The sequence below is a fragment of the Streptomyces sp. NPDC050546 genome (assembly GCF_044457425.1).
Taxonomy (GTDB): Bacteria; Actinomycetota; Actinomycetes; order Streptomycetales; family Streptomycetaceae; genus Streptomyces.
Map to the genome: position 1 here is coordinate 427,593 of NZ_JBITGX010000006.1, position 17,717 is coordinate 445,309.

19 protein-coding genes and 1 riboswitch are annotated in these 17,717 nt (G+C 71.5%); of the genes, 8 read left to right on the forward strand and 11 right to left on the reverse strand.

What is annotated here, in order from left to right; translation table 11 throughout:
• Nucleotides 1-46: 46 nt before the first annotated feature.
• The 5 genes from metF to ACIBK5_RS17995 all read right to left on the reverse strand — a co-directional run bounded on the left by metF (nucleotide 47) and on the right by ACIBK5_RS17995 (nucleotide 4,061).
• On the reverse strand, nucleotides 47-970 hold the full coding sequence (gene metF, locus ACIBK5_RS17975; protein WP_399020702.1) for a methylenetetrahydrofolate reductase [NAD(P)H]: 924 nt from the start codon (nucleotides 968-970) through the stop codon (nucleotides 47-49).
• Nucleotides 971-1,074: 104 nt separating this feature from the next.
• Entirely contained in the window at nucleotides 1,075-1,734 is a 660-nt protein-coding gene (gene thiE, locus ACIBK5_RS17980) for a thiamine phosphate synthase (protein ID WP_399020704.1), read from the reverse strand.
• Between the two features lie 247 nt (nucleotides 1,735-1,981).
• Nucleotides 1,982-2,347 carry an Rv2175c family DNA-binding protein gene (locus tag ACIBK5_RS17985; protein WP_399020706.1) on the reverse strand — a complete coding sequence of 122 codons (366 nt, stop codon included), beginning with the start codon at nucleotides 2,345-2,347 and terminating at the stop codon, nucleotides 1,982-1,984.
• Nucleotides 2,348-2,436: 89 nt separating this feature from the next.
• On the reverse strand, nucleotides 2,437-3,678 hold the full coding sequence (locus tag ACIBK5_RS17990; RefSeq protein ID WP_399020708.1) for an NAD(P)/FAD-dependent oxidoreductase: 1,242 nt from the start codon (nucleotides 3,676-3,678) through the stop codon (nucleotides 2,437-2,439).
• Between the two features lie 32 nt (nucleotides 3,679-3,710).
• A complete protein-coding gene (locus tag ACIBK5_RS17995) occupies nucleotides 3,711-4,061 on the reverse strand; it encodes a hypothetical protein (RefSeq protein WP_399020710.1) in 351 nt (116 codons plus the stop codon).
• 52 nt (nucleotides 4,062-4,113) lie between these two features.
• Nucleotides 4,114-4,225: riboswitch (TPP riboswitch) on the forward strand.
• Here ACIBK5_RS17995 and thiO point away from each other — a divergent pair.
• The 5 genes from thiO (at nucleotide 4,223) to ACIBK5_RS18020 (ending at nucleotide 9,479) form a co-directional block, all read left to right on the forward strand.
• The gene (thiO, locus tag ACIBK5_RS18000) at nucleotides 4,223-5,392 is read left to right on the forward strand and encodes a glycine oxidase ThiO (protein ID WP_399020712.1); all 1,170 of its coding nucleotides are present in this window, start codon (nucleotides 4,223-4,225) and stop codon (nucleotides 5,390-5,392) included. (Overlaps the previous riboswitch by 3 nt.)
• Nucleotides 5,389-5,589, forward strand: coding sequence for a sulfur carrier protein ThiS (thiS, locus tag ACIBK5_RS18005; RefSeq protein ID WP_399020714.1), 201 nt, complete (start codon nucleotides 5,389-5,391; stop codon nucleotides 5,587-5,589). The genes thiO and thiS overlap by 4 nt, the downstream gene beginning before the upstream one ends.
• A gap of 2 nt (nucleotides 5,590-5,591) precedes the next feature.
• On the forward strand, nucleotides 5,592-6,389 hold the full coding sequence (locus tag ACIBK5_RS18010) for a thiazole synthase (RefSeq protein ID WP_399020716.1): 798 nt from the start codon (nucleotides 5,592-5,594) through the stop codon (nucleotides 6,387-6,389).
• Between the two features lie 217 nt (nucleotides 6,390-6,606).
• Complete coding sequence (pknB, locus tag ACIBK5_RS18015) at nucleotides 6,607-8,541, forward strand: Stk1 family PASTA domain-containing Ser/Thr kinase (RefSeq protein WP_399020718.1); 1,935 nt, start codon at nucleotides 6,607-6,609, stop codon at nucleotides 8,539-8,541.
• Between the two features lie 59 nt (nucleotides 8,542-8,600).
• Complete coding sequence (locus ACIBK5_RS18020; protein ID WP_399020720.1) at nucleotides 8,601-9,479, forward strand: deoxyribonuclease IV; 879 nt, start codon at nucleotides 8,601-8,603, stop codon at nucleotides 9,477-9,479.
• 10 nt (nucleotides 9,480-9,489) lie between these two features.
• Here the strand turns inward: ACIBK5_RS18020 and ACIBK5_RS18025 are convergent, their stop codons facing one another.
• Complete coding sequence (locus tag ACIBK5_RS18025; RefSeq protein ID WP_215122006.1) at nucleotides 9,490-10,140, reverse strand: sulfite oxidase-like oxidoreductase; 651 nt, start codon at nucleotides 10,138-10,140, stop codon at nucleotides 9,490-9,492.
• 175 nt (nucleotides 10,141-10,315) lie between these two features.
• On the opposite strand from ACIBK5_RS18025, the gene bfr reads away from it, so the two are divergent.
• Complete coding sequence (gene bfr / locus ACIBK5_RS18030; protein WP_031107638.1) at nucleotides 10,316-10,792, forward strand: bacterioferritin; 477 nt, start codon at nucleotides 10,316-10,318, stop codon at nucleotides 10,790-10,792.
• A 7-nt stretch (nucleotides 10,793-10,799) separates the two neighbouring features.
• Here the strand turns inward: bfr and ACIBK5_RS18035 are convergent, their stop codons facing one another.
• Both ACIBK5_RS18035 and ACIBK5_RS18040 read right to left on the reverse strand, forming a co-directional pair.
• Entirely contained in the window at nucleotides 10,800-11,042 is a 243-nt protein-coding gene (locus tag ACIBK5_RS18035) for a bacterioferritin-associated ferredoxin (protein ID WP_399020723.1), read from the reverse strand.
• A gap of 148 nt (nucleotides 11,043-11,190) precedes the next feature.
• The gene (locus tag ACIBK5_RS18040) at nucleotides 11,191-12,543 is read right to left on the reverse strand and encodes a class II 3-deoxy-7-phosphoheptulonate synthase (protein ID WP_399020726.1); all 1,353 of its coding nucleotides are present in this window, start codon (nucleotides 12,541-12,543) and stop codon (nucleotides 11,191-11,193) included.
• A 96-nt stretch (nucleotides 12,544-12,639) separates the two neighbouring features.
• On the opposite strand from ACIBK5_RS18040, the gene ACIBK5_RS18045 reads away from it, so the two are divergent.
• Together ACIBK5_RS18045 and ACIBK5_RS18050 are read left to right on the forward strand one after the other, a co-directional pair.
• A complete protein-coding gene (locus tag ACIBK5_RS18045) occupies nucleotides 12,640-12,696 on the forward strand; it encodes a trp operon leader peptide (RefSeq protein ID WP_078602827.1) in 57 nt (18 codons plus the stop codon).
• A 95-nt stretch (nucleotides 12,697-12,791) separates the two neighbouring features.
• Complete coding sequence (locus tag ACIBK5_RS18050; protein WP_399020727.1) at nucleotides 12,792-14,648, forward strand: anthranilate synthase family protein; 1,857 nt, start codon at nucleotides 12,792-12,794, stop codon at nucleotides 14,646-14,648.
• A 40-nt stretch (nucleotides 14,649-14,688) separates the two neighbouring features.
• On the opposite strand, the gene ACIBK5_RS18055 is transcribed toward ACIBK5_RS18050, so the two are convergent.
• From ACIBK5_RS18055 to macS, 3 genes are read right to left on the reverse strand one after another with little or no spacing between them, the layout of a single operon-like run.
• Nucleotides 14,689-15,717: a 6-phosphofructokinase gene (locus tag ACIBK5_RS18055; RefSeq protein ID WP_399020729.1), complete on the reverse strand. Its 1,029-nt coding sequence runs from the start codon at nucleotides 15,715-15,717 to the stop codon at nucleotides 14,689-14,691.
• 53 nt (nucleotides 15,718-15,770) lie between these two features.
• Nucleotides 15,771-16,472: a response regulator gene (locus ACIBK5_RS18060; protein WP_399020731.1), complete on the reverse strand. Its 702-nt coding sequence runs from the start codon at nucleotides 16,470-16,472 to the stop codon at nucleotides 15,771-15,773.
• Nucleotides 16,469-17,695, reverse strand: coding sequence for a MacS family sensor histidine kinase (macS, locus tag ACIBK5_RS18065; protein WP_399020733.1), 1,227 nt, complete (start codon nucleotides 17,693-17,695; stop codon nucleotides 16,469-16,471). Before macS ends, ACIBK5_RS18060 begins: the two co-directional genes overlap by 4 nt.
• Nucleotides 17,696-17,717: the final 22 nt, after the last annotated feature.

Consider the following 17,717-nt stretch of genomic DNA (forward strand, 5'->3'; position numbering starts at 1 on the left):
CTCCCAGTGGCCGCTACGCAGTGTGTCGTATACCGGTGCGAACGGTCTAGGCCTGCGATGAGTGGTGCAGGCCCAGGTTCTCGTAGATCTCCAGGGTCGCCGTGGAGTTGTTGAGCGTGATGAAGTGCAAGCCGGGCACTCCCTCGGCGAGCAGCCGCGCGCAGAACTCCGTGGCGAATTCGATCCCAATGGAGCGTACAGCGGCCGGATCGTCTTTTGCTGTGAGGATCCGCTCTTTCAGGGCGTCCGGGAAGGCGGCGTTGGTGAGGGACGGGATGCGCGCCAGCGACTTCACACTGGTGATCGGCATGATCTCGGGGATGACCGGGGTGTCACAGCCGGCGGCGGCGACCCGGTCACGCAGCCTCAGATAGTCCTCCGGCTGGAAGAACATCTGTGTGATCGCGTAGTCCGCGCCCGCACGGCACTTGTCGACGAAGTGGCGGACGTCGGTGTCCCAGTCGCTGGAGCGCGGGTGCATCGCCGGGAAGGCGGCGACGCCCACGCAGAAGTCGCCGGACGCCTTGATCAGCTCGACCAGTTCGGCGGCGTAGGCGAGGCCGCGGGGGTGCGGCACCCAGTCGCCCATCGGGTCGCCGGGCGGGTCGCCGCGCAGGGCGAGCATGTTGCGGATCCCGGCGTCGGCGTACTGGCCGATGATGTTGCGCAGGTCGGCGACCGAGTGGTCGACGGCCGTGAGGTGCGCGATCGGGGTGAGGGTGGTGTCGGAGGCGATCGCCTCGGTCGCCTTGACCGTGCCGGCGCGGGTGGAACCGCCCGCGCCGTAGGTCACGGAGACGAAGTCGGGCGCCACCGCCTCGACCCGGCGCAGGGCGTTCCACAGGTTTCGCTCGCCCTTCGGGGTCTTGGGCGCGTAGAACTCGAACGAGTACGTCGTCTTGCCTGTCGCGAGCATGTCTCGGACGGTGCGTGCGTGGTCCGACCTGATGGATGCGGTGCCGAGGGCCATACCGGCAGGTTAGCCAGGGGCGGTCGGTCACCCAACCGGGCATCGATATTTGCCCGATTTGTGTACTTGCTGTCCACCCCTTGGACATCCGTCCGACCGTCGGACTACTTCTCCCGCAGCCTCTTCGCGAACTCGGTGGCCGCCGCGCCCGGGTCGTCGGCCTCGGTGATCGCCCGTACGACGACAACGCGCCGGGCGCCCGCCTCCAGGATCTGGTCGAGGTTGCCGAGGTCGATGCCGCCGATGGCGAACCAGGGGCGGTCGGTGCCGAGGGCGGCGGTGTGCCGGACGAGGTCCAGGCCGGGGGCGTGGCGGCCGGGCTTGGTGGGGGTGGGCCAGCACGGGCCGGTGCAGAAGTAGTCCACGCCGTCCTGGGCGGCGGCCGCGGCGGCCTCGGAGTCCGCGTGCGTGGAGCGGCCGATCAGGACGTCGTCGCCGAGGATCGCGCGGGCCGCCGGGACCGGGAGATCGCCCTGGCCGAGGTGCAGCACGTCGGAGCCGGCGGCGTGGGCGACGTCCGCGCGGTCGTTGACCGCGAGCAGCTTCCCGTGCCGGGCACAGGCGTCGGCGAAGACGGCCAGGTGCTCCAGTTCCTCGCCGGCCTCCAGGCCCTTGTCCCGCAACTGCACGATGTCGACCCCGCCGGCCAGCACGGCGTCGAGGAACTCCACGAGGTCGCCCTGCCGCTCGCGGGCGTCGGTGCAGAGGTAGACCCGGGCGTCGGCGAGCTGGGCCCGTGCGGTGGTGGCGGCGGTGTCGGGCATGCGTGTCCCCCTGGGTGTCGGTGGCGGTGGCGTACGGGGTGCGGCCAGGGCGCCGAAGCGCCCCTTGGCGGTGCCGGGAGGGCGGCGAGGCCACTCTGCCGGCGACAGCCGGGCGGCGGCCCGCGCCCTGAGCGGGCGCGAGCCGGCCCGGGGCCGTGGCCTCATGGAAGCCGCGGCCCGTGCTCCGGGCCGTCGTTCGGGTCCGGCCCCGCTCGCACGGCACCGGACGGTGTCTCGTCGAGTCGGGTCAGACCGCGAGCGCCTGGGCGCGTCGCTTCACCTCCGTGCCGCGATTCTCACTCAGTGCCTGCGCCGGGGTGCCGGGCAGGCTCGGGTCGGGGGTGAAGAGCCACTCCAGCATCTCCTCGTCCGTGAAACCGTCGTCCCGCAGGAGTGTCAGGGTCCCGGACAGGCCCTTGACGACCTTGTCCCCGTCGATGAAGGCGGCGGGGACGTGCAGCGCGCGGTTCTCACCTCGGCGTACGGCGAGGAGCTGGCCGTCCTTGACCAGCTGCCGCACACGCGTCACCTCGACACCGAACTGTTCGGCGATGTCGGGGAGGGTGAGCCAGGCGGGGACGAGAGCATCGATCTTTGCGTCAATCTCGGTCACGGAAACCAGCCTGCCATCCGCCACTGACAGTCGGAAGTCAGCCCGGCCCACCTGGGCGGACGACAGGCTCCCCCGACAGCCCCCGACAGCTACGCCGTAGCCGCCTTCAGCGGCCTGGCCGGGTCCTCCAGCAGCACCGGATTCATGGCGGCGCCCGACTCGATCAGGCGACGCCCCTGCGCCAGGTCCCGGGGCCGGCCCACCGCCAGCAGGGCGACCAGCCGGTCCCCGCGGAGCCAGCAGACCGTCCAGGCCGGCCCGGCCGGGTCGCCCCGCCACAGGGTCGTGTCGGCGCCGGCGTGGTGCCCGGCGTACTGCACGAACCGCCCGAACTGCTCGGACCAGAAGTACGGCACGGGGTCGTACACCGCCGGGGTCTCCCCCGAGGCCCGGCCGACGATGTTCAGGGCCACCGTGCGCGGCCCCTGGAGGGCGTTGTCCCAGTGGTGCACCAGCAGGCGCTCGCCGTACCGCCCCGAGGGGAAGGATGCGCAGTCGCCGACCGCGTACACGTCCGGCACCGACGTAAGCAGGTGCTGGTCGCACACGATCTCGCCCTGGGCACCTAGCTCCACTGCGGAGCCGGCCAGCCACGCCGTGGCGGGGCGGGCGCCGATGCCGACCACGACCGCGCCCGCCGGCAGCCGCGTGCCGTCGTCGAGCAGCACCGCCCCGGGCTCGACGCGCTCCACGCGCGCGTGCGTGCGCAGCACCGCACCCGCGTCGGCGTACCAGCCGGCCATCGGGGCCGCGACCTCGGCGGGCAGCGCCCCGGCGAGCGGCCGTTCGGCGGCCTCCACGACGGTCACCGCGCAGCCCGCCTCGCGCGCTGCGGTGGCGAACTCCGCGCCGATCCAGCCCGCGCCGACGACCACGATGTCGTGCTTGCGGGCCAGCACGGGCCGCAGCCGCTCGGCGTCGTCCAGGGTGCGCAGCAGATGCACACCCGGCACGCCCTCCGAGCCGGGCAGCCGGACCGGTTCGGCGCCGGTCGCGACGACGAGGGCGTCGTACGGCACGGGCCCGTCCTCGGTGTCCAGCTCGTGATCGCCGGGGCGCAGGCCCAGCACCTCGCAGCCGAGTCGCAGCTCGATGCCGAGGGCCTCGAAGTCGAGGTCGAAGGCGGAGCCCTCGGCCTTGCCGAGCAGGACGGCCTTGGACAACGGGGGCCGGTCGTACGGCTGGTGGGGCTCGGCGCCGATGAGGATCACGGTGCCGGTGAAACCCTGCTCCCGCAGGGCGACCGCGGTCTGCACACCGGCCATGCCCGCACCCGCCACGACCACGCGCCGCGGCGCTGACGGACCTGGTTCCTGCGTCTGCTCGCTCACCTGATCACCATAGACACCTGACGTTTTGTCAGTCAGTGCTCATGCGCAGTGACCTGCTCCACAACGCTCGTCCCACTGCCCTGCTGCGACTCCCACTCCCACGTCTCCTCCAGCCGCACCCGCCCGTCGGGAAGCTCCACGACCGTCGACACACAGTGCCCCGAGGAGGTGGTTCCGTCCTGCTTGAGCTGTACGTACCGGAAGTCCAGCCGGTCACCCTCCCGGGTACCCACGAGGTGGCCGCGTACGACGTCGCCGCCCGTGTACTCGGCCCAGATCTCGCCGTCCCTCTCGTGGTACGTGAACCGGGTGCGGGTCCCCACCTGGCCAGGGGCCTGGTCGGCGACCGGGGCGAGGAGAAGACCGTCGAGGGATCGGGCCATGGACGGAGGCTCCCTTACTGCGACATACGGCATCGGGCTAGGGTGGCCAACGTAGAGCACTCGCGGGAGCCCGGACGCACCGGGCTGAGAGGGAGGCTGGCGGCCTCCGACCGTACGAACCTGATCCGGGTCATGCCGGCGAAGGGAGGGGCTGGACGCCCATGTCGCGTACGCCAACGTCAGACGTCCTCGTCATCGGGGGCGGCATCATCGGCCTGGTCACCGCGTGGCGGGCCGCACAACGCGGGCTCGCCACGGCCGTGGTGGACCCCGAGCCGGGCGGCGGGGCCGCACAGGTGGCGGCCGGCATGCTCGCCGCCGTCACGGAACTGCACTACGGCGAGCAGACCCTGCTCGGCCTGAACCTCGCCTCCGCCCGGCGCTACCCGGACTTCGCGGCCGAGCTCACCGACCTCACGGGCCACGACCTCGGCTACCGCCGCTGCGGCACGCTCGCCGTCGCCCTGGACGCCGACGACCGGGCCCATCTGCGCGAACTGCACGCCCTGCAGCAGCAGTCCGGCCTGGAGTCGCAGTGGCTGTCGGGGCGGGAGTGCCGCCGCCTGGAGCCGATGCTCGCGCCGGGCGTGCGCGGCGGGCTGCGGGTCGACGGCGACCACCAGATCGACCCGCGGCGACTGTCCGGGGCGCTGGTGACGGCGTGCGAGCGGGCGGGTGTGGTCTTCCACCGGGCGTGGGCGGAGCGCCTCACCGTCGTACGGGACCGGGCCGCGGGCGTCGTCACGGCCGACGGGACCGCGCTGGACGCCGGGCAGGTGGTGCTGGCCGGGGGCAGCCTCAGCGGACGGCTCACGGGCGTCCCCGAGGACGTGCTGCCTCCCGTGCGACCGGTGAAGGGGCAGGTCGTACGGCTGACCATGCCGGGGCGGCACGGCCCCTTCCTGAGCCGGACCGTACGCGCGGTCGTGCGCGGCAGCCATGTCTATCTGGTGCCGCGCGAGAGCGGCGAGCTGGTCATCGGGGCGACCAGCGAGGAGACGGGCTGGGACACCACCGTGACCGCGGGCGGCGTGTACGAGCTGCTGCGCGACGCGCACGAGCTGGTCCCGGGCATCACCGAGCTGCCGTTCACGGAGACCCGGGCCGGACTGCGGCCCGGCTCCCCCGACAACGCGCCGCTGCTCGGCCCGACCGGTCTGGAGGGACTGCTGCTGGCCACCGGGCACTACCGCAACGGTGTCCTGCTCACCCCGGTGACCGGCGACGCCCTGGCACACGCCCTGACGGCGGGCGAACTCCCCGAGGAGGCCCGCCCCTTCACCCCGAAGCGCTTCAGTACCGCCACCGCACTCACGGAGCAGCCCGTATGAACATCTCCGTCAACGGCGAGCCCCGGGACGTCCGGCCCGGCACGGCTCTCGACACCGTCGTGAGTTCGCTCACCGCCTCGCCCTCCGGAGTGGCCGCCGCCCTCAACGAGACCGTCGTCCCGCGCGCGCAGTGGCCGGCCACGTCCCTCGCCGAGGGAGACCGTGTGGAAGTCCTCACCGCCGTCCAAGGAGGCTGACCATGGCCGACGATCCGTTTGTCCTCGGTGGTACGTCCTTCACGTCCCGCCTGATCATGGGTACGGGCGGGGCGCCCAGCCTCGACGTGCTGGAGCGTTCGCTGGTCGCCTCGGGGACGGAGCTGACGACGGTCGCGATGCGCCGGGTGAATCCCTCGGTGCACGGCTCGGTGCTCTCCGTCCTGGACCGGCTCGGCATCCGGGTGCTGCCCAACACGGCGGGCTGTTTCACCGCCGGAGAGGCCGTCCTCACGGCCCGTCTGGCACGCGAGGCCCTCGGCACCGACCTGGTCAAGCTGGAGGTCATCGCCGACGAGCGCACGCTGCTGCCGGATCCGATCGAGACGCTGGAGGCGGCCGAGACGCTGGTCGACGACGGGTTCACGGTGCTGCCGTACACCAACGACGACCCGGTGCTGGCGCGGAGGCTGGAGGACGTGGGCTGCGCGGCGATCATGCCGCTGGGGTCGCCGATCGGGTCCGGGCTCGGTATCCGCAACCCGCACAACTTCCAGTTGATCGTCGAGCGGGCGGGGGTGCCGGTGATTCTGGACGCCGGTGCCGGTACGGCGTCGGACGCGGCGCTGGCGATGGAGCTGGGGTGTGCGGGTGTGATGCTCGCCTCGGCGGTGACGCGGGCGCAGGAGCCGGTGCTGATGGCTGCCGCCATGAGGAACGGGGTGGAAGCGGGGCGGTTGGCGTATCGGGCCGGGCGTATTCCTCGGCGGCATTTCGCGGAGGCGTCTTCGCCGGGTGAGGGGATGGCTGTGCTCGATCCGGAGCGGCCTGCTTTTCAGTGAGCCGGGCGTGTGTGCTGGGGGCGGGTGGGTGCGCAGCCCGGCGTAGCGGGGTGCCGCTGCGCCCACCCGTGCCGCCCCTAGCGGCACGCATGCCCGCAGCTGAGGCGGTGCGCATGCCCGCAGCCAGGGGGGATACACGTCACAGGTCGGCTGCAGTCCCGCACCGGGGAACGGACGGGGCGGCGGGGTGTCGGTCGTGGCTCGTACACTCGCCTGCGTGGACACGACCCTTCAGGACCCCTTGGTCGGGCAGGTGCTCGACGGCCGGTATCGCATCGACGCGCGGATCGCCGTCGGCGGGATGGCGACGGTCTACCGGGCTGTGGACACCCGGCTGGACCGCGTTCTCGCGCTCAAGGTGATGCACCCCTCGCTCGCCGTCGACGGCTCGTTCGTCGAGCGGTTCATCCGTGAGGCGAAGTCCGTCGCCCGACTGGCCCATCCGAACGTGGTGCAGGTCTTCGACCAGGGCACCGACGGCTCCTACGTGTATCTCGCCATGGAGTACGTCGCGGGCTGCACCCTGCGGGACGTGCTGCGCGAGCGCGGGGCCCTGCAGCCGCGCGCCGCCCTGGACATCCTGGAGCCGGTACTGGCCGCGCTGGGCGCCGCCCACCGCGCCGGGTTCGTGCACCGGGACATGAAGCCCGAGAACGTCCTCATAGGGGACGACGGCCGGGTGAAGGTCGCCGACTTTGGACTCGTCCGCGCCGTGGACACGGTGACGAACACCACAGGGACCGTGCTCGGCACGGTCGCGTACCTCGCGCCCGAGCAGATAGAGAACGGCACCGCGGACCCCCGCGTCGACGTGTACGCGTGCGGGGTGATGCTGTACGAGATGCTGACCGGCGACAAGCCGCACGACGCGGACTCGCCGGCCGTGATCCTGTACAAGCACCTGCACGAGGACGTCCCGCCGCCGTCGGCCGCTGTGCCCGGTCTGGCCTACGAGCTGGACGAGATGGTGGCCTCGGCGACCGCCCGCACCCCGGACATCCGCCCGCACGACGCGGTGGCGCTGCTCGCGCAGGTCCGCGACGGGCGCGCCGGGCTGAGCGCGGAGCAGCTGGACGCGGTGCCGCCGCAGGCGCTCTCCTCGGAGCACGACGGAGCCGACGACCGTACGAGTGTGATCCCGCGCGCGCTGACCAACCTGCGCCCGCTGCCGGTCAACGAGGACGACGAGACGTCCGGGGCGGCGCTCAACCGCACCAGCCGTTTCGAGTCCCCGCCGCCCCCGCCGTCCCGGCGCCGCCCGGGGTCCCGGCGCGGTCCGCTGGCGATCGTCGTCGCCGTGCTGCTGGTGCTGGGCCTCGGCGGCGGCATCTGGTACATCAACTCGGGCCAGTTCACCGAGGTCCCCCCGCTGCTGGCGAAGACCCAGACCGAGGCCGAGAGCCGGCTGGAGAAGGCCGGGCTGGATCTCGGCAAGGTCGAGCACGCCTACAGCGACACCGTGGAGCGGGGCCAGATCATCAGCTCCGACCCGAAGCCCGGGTCGCGCATCCGTGGCAACGACTCGGTGAGCATCACCGTGTCCGACGGCCCCGAGACCGTGCGGGTGCCCGCCCTGGAGGGCCAGAAGCTGGCCACGGCGCGGGCCCAGCTGAAGGAGGACGGTCTTGAGCCGGGCATGGTCACCAGGGAGTTCAGCGAGGACGTGCCGAAGGGCTCGGTGATCTCCGCGCGGCCCGCCGACGGCACGAAGGTCCGCGCGGGCACCGCCGTCGCGCTGGTCGTCAGCAAGGGCAGCCCCATCGACATCCCCGACGTCACCGGAGCGGACGAAGCCGATGCCCGGGCGCAGCTCCAGGACGCCGGGCTCAAGGTGAAGGTCGCCACCGAGCGGGTCAACTCCTCCGAGTTCGACAAGGGCCAGGTGGTCAAGCAGACCCCGAACGCCGGCGGCCGGGCGGCCGAGGGCGACACGGTGACGCTGACGCTCTCCAAGGGCCCCGAGATGATCGAGGTCCCGGACGTGGTCGGCCAGAACGTCGACGACGCCACGCAAGCGCTGGAGGGCGCCGGGTTCCAGGTAGACGAGGACCGCGGTCTGCTCGGGCTGTTCGGTGACGAGGTCAAGGGGCAGTCCGTCGAGGGCGGCCAGTCCGCGCCCAAGGGTTCGACGATCACCATCAAGATCAGGTGACGGGCGCGGGCAGGGAGCCCGTGGACGGGGCCGGGCCGGCCGCATGACACCCTGAACGGGTGAACAATCAGCTGTCCGGCCCCTCCCGCAACCCGGTGGGCGGCCATGTCCCCGTGGCCGGTGGGCTGCACTCCGTCGGTCTGTCGTACGCCCGTGATCTGAAGGCGGAGACCGTCCAGGTCTTCGTCGCCAACCCGCGCGGCTGGGCCACACCGGCCGGGAATCCGAAGCAGGACGAGGCGTTCCGCGCGGCGTGCGAGGCCGAGTCGATCCCGGCGTACGTCCACGCCCCCTACCTGATCAACTTCGGCTCGCACACCGAGGCGACCGTGGAGAAGTCGGTGGAGTCGCTGCGGCACTCGCTGCGCCGCGGGCGGGAGATCGGGGCGCTGGGCGTGGTCGTGCACACCGGCAGCGCGACGGGCGGCCGGGAGCGGTCCGTGGCGCTGGAGCAGGTGCGGGAGCGGCTGCTGCCGCTGCTGGAGGAGCTGACCCATGACGACGACCCGTATCTGCTGCTGGAGTCGACCGCCGGCCAGGGCGCCTCGCTGTGCTCACGGACCTGGGACTTCGGCCCGTACTTCGAGGCTCTGGACGCCCACCCGATGCTGGGCGTGTGCCTGGACACCTGCCACATCTTCGCCGCCGGGCACGATCTGACCGGCCCGAGCGGCATGCACCAGACGCTGGACCTGCTGGTGGACACGGTCGGCGAGGGTCGGCTGAAGCTGATCCACGCCAACGACTCCAAGGACGTGGTGGGCGCGCACAAGGACCGGCACGAGAACATCGGCGTCGGTCACATCGGCGAGGACCCGTTCCGGGCCCTGATGACGCACCCCGCGACCGAGGGCGTGCCGCTGATCATCGAGACGCCGGGCGGCAAGGAGGGGCACGCGGCGGACGTGGAGCGGCTGAAGAAGCTGCGCGACGGCTGACGGCTTCAGCTCAGAGGTCGGGGCCGTCCCCGGGCTCCTCCTGGTACGAGTAGCGCTGCTCCTGCCACGGGTCGCCGACGTTGTGGTAGCCGCGCTCCTCCCAGAAGCCGCGCCGGTCGGCGGTCATGTACTCCACGCCGCGCACCCACTTGGGGCCCTTCCAGGCGTACAGATGGGGCACGATCAGGCGCAGCGGGAAGCCGTGCTCGGCGGTGAGGAGTTCGCCGTCCTTGTGGGTGGCGAACAGGGCCTGCTCGGAGGCGAAGTCGGACAGCCGGAGGTTGGAGCTGAATCCGTACTCGGCCCACACCATCACATGGGTGACGTCGTCCGCGGGCGGAGCGATGTCGAGGATGGTGCGCGCGGGGACCCCGCCCCACTCGGCGCCCAGCATGCTGAACTTGGTGACGCAGTGCAGATCGGCCACGACGGTGGTGTACGGCAGTGCCGTGAACTCCTCGTGGGTCCAGCAGTGCTTGCCGCCGCCCGCGGTGGCGCCGAAGACCCTGAACTCCCAGCGCTCGGGCCGGAACTTGGGGACGGGCCCGTAGTGCGTGACCGGCCAGCCGCGCTGCAATCGCTGTCCCGGCGGAAGCCCGGGCTGCGTCGCTCCTGCTGAATCGCGCCCTTCTCCCGATTCGCGTCCCACCGGCTGACCCATGTGTCCATCCTGACAGACCTCGGGTGATGCCCCTGACCCGGGCCATTCCAAAACGGGCATTCCAAACTAAGCATGCCCTTACTTACTAAGTGAAGACTTACTGGACGATCTTCTTCCGCGGTGGAATCATGCGGCGCAACCTGCCAGTTCTTACGCGTTGGAAGGAGCCTCTGCGATGCAGGGCGACCCCGAGGTCCTCGAATTCCTGAACGAGCAGTTGACCGGCGAGCTGACGGCGATCAACCAGTACTGGCTGCACTACCGGATCCAGGACAACAAAGGCTGGACCAAGCTCGCCAAGTACACGCGTGAAGAGTCCATCGATGAGATGAAGCACGCGGACAAGATCACCGAGCGCATCCTCATGCTGGACGGCCTGCCCAACTACCAGCGGCTCTTCCATGTCCGGGTCGGCCAGACGGTCACCGAGATGTTCCAGGCCGACCGGCAGGTGGAGGTCGAGGCGATCGACCGTCTCAAGCGGGGCATCGAGGTGATGCGCACCAAGGGCGACATCACGTCCGCGAACCTCTTCGAGTCGATCCTCGAGGACGAGGAGCACCACATCGACTACCTGGACACACAGCTCGAGCTCATCGAGAAGCTCGGCGAGGCGCTGTACATCGCGCAGCAGATCGAGCAGCCCAGCTAGGTCCTGCCTAGGCGGCGTCTTCCAGATCCGACAGGTCCGAGAGCACCGGTTCTCCCCGGTCGGCCATGTCCCGGCGAGGGCACGCCCCCCTGCCGAGGATCGCCTGGATACGGCGTACGCACGACCCGCAGTCCGTGCCCGCCTTGCAGGCGGAGGCTATCTGGCGAGGGGTGCAGGCACCGCTGTCCGCGTGCTGCTTGACCTGCTGCTCGGTGATCCCGAAGCAACTGCAGATGTACACGCGGCTCACCTCCCGGCGGGTTTCGTTCTCTGGCGCCGTCCCGTTGATCGGTGAGGCTAACCTAACCTTACCCGCCGGGCCGGAGCCACAAAAGTGGAGAGGGGCGCGGATCCTGTGATCCGCGCCCCAGTCCATGCCCGGGTAACAGGCGAGCCCGTTACTGGTCCCTGTACATCTCGGCCACGAGGAACGCCAGGTCGAGCGACTGGCTGCGGTTGAGCCGCGGGTCGCAGGCCGTCTCGTAGCGCTGGTGCAGATCGTCGACGAAGATCTCGTCGCCGCCGCCCACGCACTCGGTGACGTCGTCGCCGGTGAGCTCCACGTGGATGCCGCCCGGGTGGGTGCCGAGCGCCTTGTGGACCTCGAAGAAGCCCTTGACCTCGTCGAGCACGTCGTCGAAGCGGCGGGTCTTGTGCCCGGAGGCCGCCTCGAAGGTGTTGCCGTGCATCGGGTCGGTCACCCAGGCCACGGTGGCGCCCGAGGCCGTGACCTTCTCGACCAGCTCGGGGAGCTTGTCGCGGACCTTGTCGGCGCCCATGCGGACGATGAAGGTCAGCCGGCCCGGCTCACGCTCCGGGTCGAGGCGCTCGATGTACTGCAGCGCGTCCTCGGCCGTGGTCGTCGGGCCCAGCTTGATGCCGATCGGGTTGCGGATCTTCGAGGCGAACTCGACATGCGCGTGGTCCAGCTGCCGGGTGCGCTCACCGATCCACACCATGTGCCCGGAGACGTCGTACAGCTGCCCGGTGCGCGAGTCGACGCGGGTCAGGGCGGACTCGTAGTCGAGCAGCAGCGCCTCGTGCGAGGCGTAGAACTCGACCGTCTTGAACTCCTCCGGGTCGGCCCCGCAGGCGTGCATGAAGTTCAGCGCCTGATCGATCTCGCGGGCGAGCTGCTCGTAGCGCTGTCCCGACGGGGACGACTTCACGAAGTCCTGGTTCCAGGCGTGCACCTGGCGCAGATCGGCGTAGCCGCCGGTGGTGAAGGCGCGCACCAGGTTCAGCGTGGAGGCCGACGCGTGGTACATCCGCTTCAGGCGCTCGGGGTCCGGGATACGGGCGGCCTCGTTGAAGTCGAAGCCGTTGACCGAGTCGCCGCGGTAGGTCGGCAGGGTCACGCCGTCGCGGGTCTCGGTGCCCTTGGAGCGCGGCTTGGAGTACTGGCCGGCGATCCGGCCGACCTTCACCACGGGCACGGACGCGGCGTACGTGAGCACGGCGCCCATCTGGAGCAGCGTCTTCAGCTTGTTGCGGATGTGGTCCGCGGACACCGCGTCGAAGGCCTCGGCGCAGTCGCCGCCCTGGAGGAGGAACGCCTCTCCCTTGGCAACGGCCGCCATCCGGGCACGCAGCTGGTCGCACTCGCCCGCGAAGACGAGCGGCGGATACGACTCGAGGTCCGCAACGACTGCGCGCAGAGCCTCGGTGTCGGGGTACTCGGGCTGCTGCGCCGCGGGCAGGTCTCGCCAGGTGTTGCCAGCACTGGTGCTGGTCTTAGCGTTCACGGTCACGACCTCAACATTACGGGGTCGTGTCGGGCGTCCTGACCCATGCCCAGCAATTGAGACACCGGGTACACCCCTCGGACATGGGATAAGGTGCGTCGCATGTTCGCGCACTCGATCCAGACCTGGTGGTGGACCGCTCATCCGGCGGCCCGCTGACTGCGCGTACGACAGACTTCGCGAAGGCCGCCCGAGGGGCGGCCTTCGGTGTTTCCGGGGTCCGTTCCTCTCTCACCGAGATGGAGCACGGACCCATGAACCTGCACGGCTTGCTGGACGACTCCCGCCCGTTCGCCCTGCTGCGCCGCCGCACCCCGGGCCAGGACCATGATCAGGTCGAGGTCCTGATCGGCCCGGTCGCCGCGTACGACCGTCTCGCCGACCTCCCCGGCGAGGGCCTCGCGCTCGTCCCCTTCCGGCAGATCCGCGAGCGCGGCTTCGACGTCCGCGACGACGGCACGCCCCTTGCGGTGCTGACGCCCGAGGAGTCGTACGAGATCCCGCTGGCCGACGCCCTGGAGCAGCTTCCGGGGCATGACGTGCGGGTCGAGGGCGGTGGCTTCGACGTCGGCGACGAGGAGTACGCGGAGATCGTCGGGCGTGTGCTGCGGGAGGAGATCGGGCGGGGCGAGGGCGCGAACTTCGTGATCCGGCGGACGTACGAGGGTGAGATCCCCGGGTTCGGCCGGGCCGACGCGCTGGCGCTGTTCCGGCGGCTCCTGGAGGGCGAGCGGGGCGCGTACTGGACGTTCGTCGTGCACACCGGGGACCGGACGCTGGTCGGGGCGAGCCCGGAGGTGCACGTCCGGATGTCCGGCGGCACGGTCGTCATGAACCCGATCAGCGGCACCTACCGCTACCCCGCCGAGGGGCCGACCCCCGAGCATCTGCTCGGCTTCCTCGCCGACGGCAAGGAGATCGAGGAGCTGTCGATGGTCGTCGACGAGGAGCTCAAGATGATGTGCACCGTCGGCGACATGGGCGGCGTCGTGGTCGGGCCGCGGCTGAAGGAGATGGCGCACCTCGCGCACACCGAGTACGAGCTGCGCGGGAAGTCCTCGCTGGATGTGCGGGAGGTGCTGAAGGAGACCATGTTCGCGGCGACCGTCACCGGCTCGCCGGTGCAGAACGCCTGCCGTGTGATCGAGCGGCACGAGGTCGGGGGGCGTGGCTACTACGCCGGGGCGCTGGCCCTCCTCGGGCGGGATTCCGGCGGGGCGCAGACCCTCGACTCCCCCATCCTCATCCGTACCGCCGACATCGGTGCGGACGGCGGGCTGCGGGTGCCGGTCGGCGCCACGCTCGTGCGCGGTTCGGACCCCGCCGGCGAGGTCGCGGAGACCCACGCGAAGGCGGCGGGCGTGCTGGCGGCCCTGGGCGTACGGCCGGGCAGGCCGCGTGCGGAGTCCGTGCGGCCGCAGCTCGCCGAGGATCCACGCGTGCGTGCAGCGCTCGACGGGCGCCGGGCGTCGCTGGCGCCGTTCTGGCTGCGGATGCAGGAGCGCTCCGAGGGGCTCGCCGGACACGCCCTGGTCGTCGACGGGGAGGACACCTTCACGGCGATGCTCGCGCATGTGCTGCGCTCGTGCGGTCTGGAGGTGACCGTGCGGCGGTACGACGAGCCGGGGCTGCGGGAGGCGGTGCTCGGGCACACGGGGCCGGTGGTGCTGGGGCCCGGCCCGGGCGATCCCTCCGACCTGGCCGATCCGAAGATGCGGTTCCTGCGTGCCCTGACGGCCGAGGTCGTCCGGGCCGAGAGGCACGGCGTGCTCGGCGTCTGCCTGGGGCACGAGCTGATCGCGGCGGAGCTGGGGCTCGAGATCCTACGGAAGGACGTGCCGTACCAGGGCGCGCAGACGGAGATCGAGCTGTTCGGGCGGCGCGAGACCGTCGGGTTCTACAACAGCTTCGTGGCGCGCTGCGACGAGGAGGCCCGCCAGGAGCTGGCCGCGCACGGCGTCGAGGTGAGCCGGGCCGCGAACGGCGAGGTGCACGCCATGCGCGGGCCCGGGTTCGCCGGGGTGCAGTTCCATCCGGAGTCGATCCTGACCCTGAACGGTGCCGGGGTCGTGCGGGAGTTGGTGGGGCAGTTGCGCAACACGACGGTGTAGCCGTCCGGGGGCCGGGCGCCCCCGGACGTCCGTGTCCCGGTCAGCCGAAGAAGACGCCGACCTCCTCGTACAGCGTGGGGTCCACCGTCTTCAGGCGGGCCGTCGCGTCGGCGATCGGGACCCGGACGATGTCCGTGCCGCGCAGGGCGACCATCGTGCCGAAGTCGCCGTCGCGGACGCAGTCGATGGCGTGCAGACCGAAGCGGGTGGCGAGCCAGCGGTCGAAGGCGCTGGGGGTGCCGCCGCGCTGGACATGGCCCAGGACCGTGGTCCGGGCCTCATTGCCGGTGCGCTTCTCGATCTGCTTGGCGAGCCACTCGCCGACGCCGGAGAGCCGGACGTGCCCGAAGGAGTCCAGCGACTGGTCCTTGAGGACCATGTCGCCGTCCTTCGGCATCGCCCCTTCGGCGATGACCACGATCGGCGCGTACGACGCCTTGAAGCGGGACGTCACCCAGGCGCAGACCTGCTCGACGTCGAAGCGCTGCTCGGGGATGAGGATGACGTTCGCGCCGCCCGCCAGGCCGGAGTGGAGGGCGATCCAGCCGGCGTGCCGGCCCATCACCTCGACTACCAGGACCCGCATATGGGACTCGGCGGTGGTGTGCAGCCGGTCGATCGCCTCGGTCGCGATGCCGACCGCGGTGTCGAAGCCGAAGGTGTAGTCGGTGGCGGACAGGTCGTTGTCGATGGTCTTCGGGACGCCGACGCAGGGCACGCCGTGGTCGTCGGACAGCCGGGCGGCCACGCCCAGGGTGTCCTCGCCGCCGATGGCGATGAGCGCCTCGACCTCCAGCTCGGCGAGGTTCTCCTTGATACGGCGGATGCCGTTCTCCACCTTCAGCGGGTTGGTCCGCGAGGAGCCGAGGATGGTGCCGCCGCGGGGCAGGATGCCGCGCACGGCGGGGATGTCGAGTCGGACGGTGTCGCCTTCCAGGGGCCCTCGCCAGCCGTCCCGGAAGCCGGTGAAGTCATAGCCGTACTCCTGCACGCCCTTGCGGACGATGGCCCGGATGACGGCGTTGAGGCCGGGGCAGTCGCCGCCTCCGGTCAGTACTCCGACGCGCATGGAACAGTCCCTTCGCCGCAGGTGCCTGACGAAGGGTCAGTGTGACGTGCGCCTCACTCGTCGTCGAGGCCGCGCTCTATCGCGTACCTGACCAGCTCGACCCGGTTGTGCAACTGGAGCTTGCCGAGCGTGTTCTGGACGTGGTTCTGCACCGTGCGGTGGGAGATGACCAGGCGTTCGGCGATCTGCTTGTAGCTCAGGCCCTTGGCGACCAGGCGCAGCACCTCGGTCTCGCGGTCGGTGAGCCGGGGCGCCTTCGGTTCGTCGGTGTCCTGGGCGGGGGCGGGTTCGGAGGCCAGGCGGCGGTACTCGCCGAGGACCAGCCCGGCGAGGCCGGGGGTGAAGACCGGGTCGCCGACGGCCGTGCGGCGCACCGCGTCCTGGAGTTCCCCGGTGGAGGCCGACTTCAGCAGGTAGCCGGTCGCACCGGACTTCACGGCCTCCAGGACGTCGGCGTGCTCACCGCTCGCGGACAGCACGAGGACGCGCAGCGCGGGGTTGGCGGCGACGACCTCCTTGCAGACCTGGACGCCGGGCTTGGCGGGCAGGTTCAGGTCCAGCACGAGGACGTCGGGCGCGGCGGCCTTGGCGCGGCGCACGGCCTGGTCGCCGTCGCCCGCGGTGGCGACCACCTCGAAGCCCGACTCGGCCAGGTCGCGTGCGACGGCGTCGCGCCACATGGGGTGGTCGTCGACCACCATGACCCTGATCGGGTCCTCTGCCGGGTCCCGCAGGTCCTCCGTGGTCTCCGTCATCGTCGCTCCGCCTTCCCCCGCGCTTCCGTCACGTCCTTCGGTACCTTCAGCTCGACCTCCGTGCCCTGGCCCGGCACCGAGATCAGCTCCGCGCTGCCGCCGAGGTCGCGCAGCCGGCCGCGGATCGACAGGGCGACACCGAGCCGCCCCTCGCCCTCGGCCTGGGCTAGCCGCCCCTCCGGGATGCCGGGGCCGTCGTCCCGGACGGTGACGATCACCTCGTCCGGCTCGTCCTCGACCAGGATCCACGCACGCGCCTGCTCCCCGGCGTGCCTGCGGACATTGTCCAGGGCGGCCCCGACGGCCGCGGCCACCTCGCGGGCGGCGACCGGGGTCAGCGGCACGGGCGCGCCGGGCTCGGCGAGGCTGACCTCGGCCCCGGCGTACGGCGCGAGCAGGGCGCGCAGGTCGACGGGGCCGCTGTCCTCCGGTTCCTCGTCGACGGACCGGACGAGCGCTCCCTCCGCGGCGTCCTCCGAGACCCGGGAGACGGGCACGAGCCCGCCGGAGACCAGGGTGCGCAGGGCGACCTCCTGCTCGCCCGCCATCCGGCCCAGCTCGGCCGCCTCGCCGCCGATCACCGCACCACGTCGCTGCACCATCGCCAGCACCTGGAGCACGCTGTCGTGGATGTCCCGGGCGAGCCGCTCCCGCTCCCGGGTGGCGGCCTCGATCTCCAGGGCGCGGGCGAGGGTGCGCTCGGAGGCGCGGGCCACCTCGACGACGTAGCCGATGGCGATGGAGGCGATGCAGACGAGGATGACGTTGTGGACGGTGTCGCGGGCCGGGGTGCCGCGTTCGACCAGGTTGGCCACGGCCACGAGGCCGGAGGCGAGGGCCGCCCAGCGCCAGCCGCCCTTGACGGCGAAGGCGAGGACGGATCCCGCGGTCCAGATCGACGGCAGGGTCGGGCCGCCGGCCTGGACCCGCTCGTGCGCGTCGGCGACGGGCGTGAGCAGGATGCCGGCGATCGCGATGGTGAGGTCGGCGGTGAGGAAACGCTTGGTGCAGCCGGCGGCGTTCGCGACCCGGGGCAGGGTGGCCAGGGTCCACACGCCCAGTACGGCGTAGTAGGCGACGGCGACCCAGGGGCGGGCGAACTCGTCGTAGGCGGTGGCGAACAGGCCCACCGCGTACAGCATCGTGAGCACCCGGTAGCCGGACAGCGCGCGCCACAGCGGCTGCTCGACCGACATCCTCATGACTCGCTCGCGCTTGGCCATCTCCCCGCCCCCCGGCTTCGAG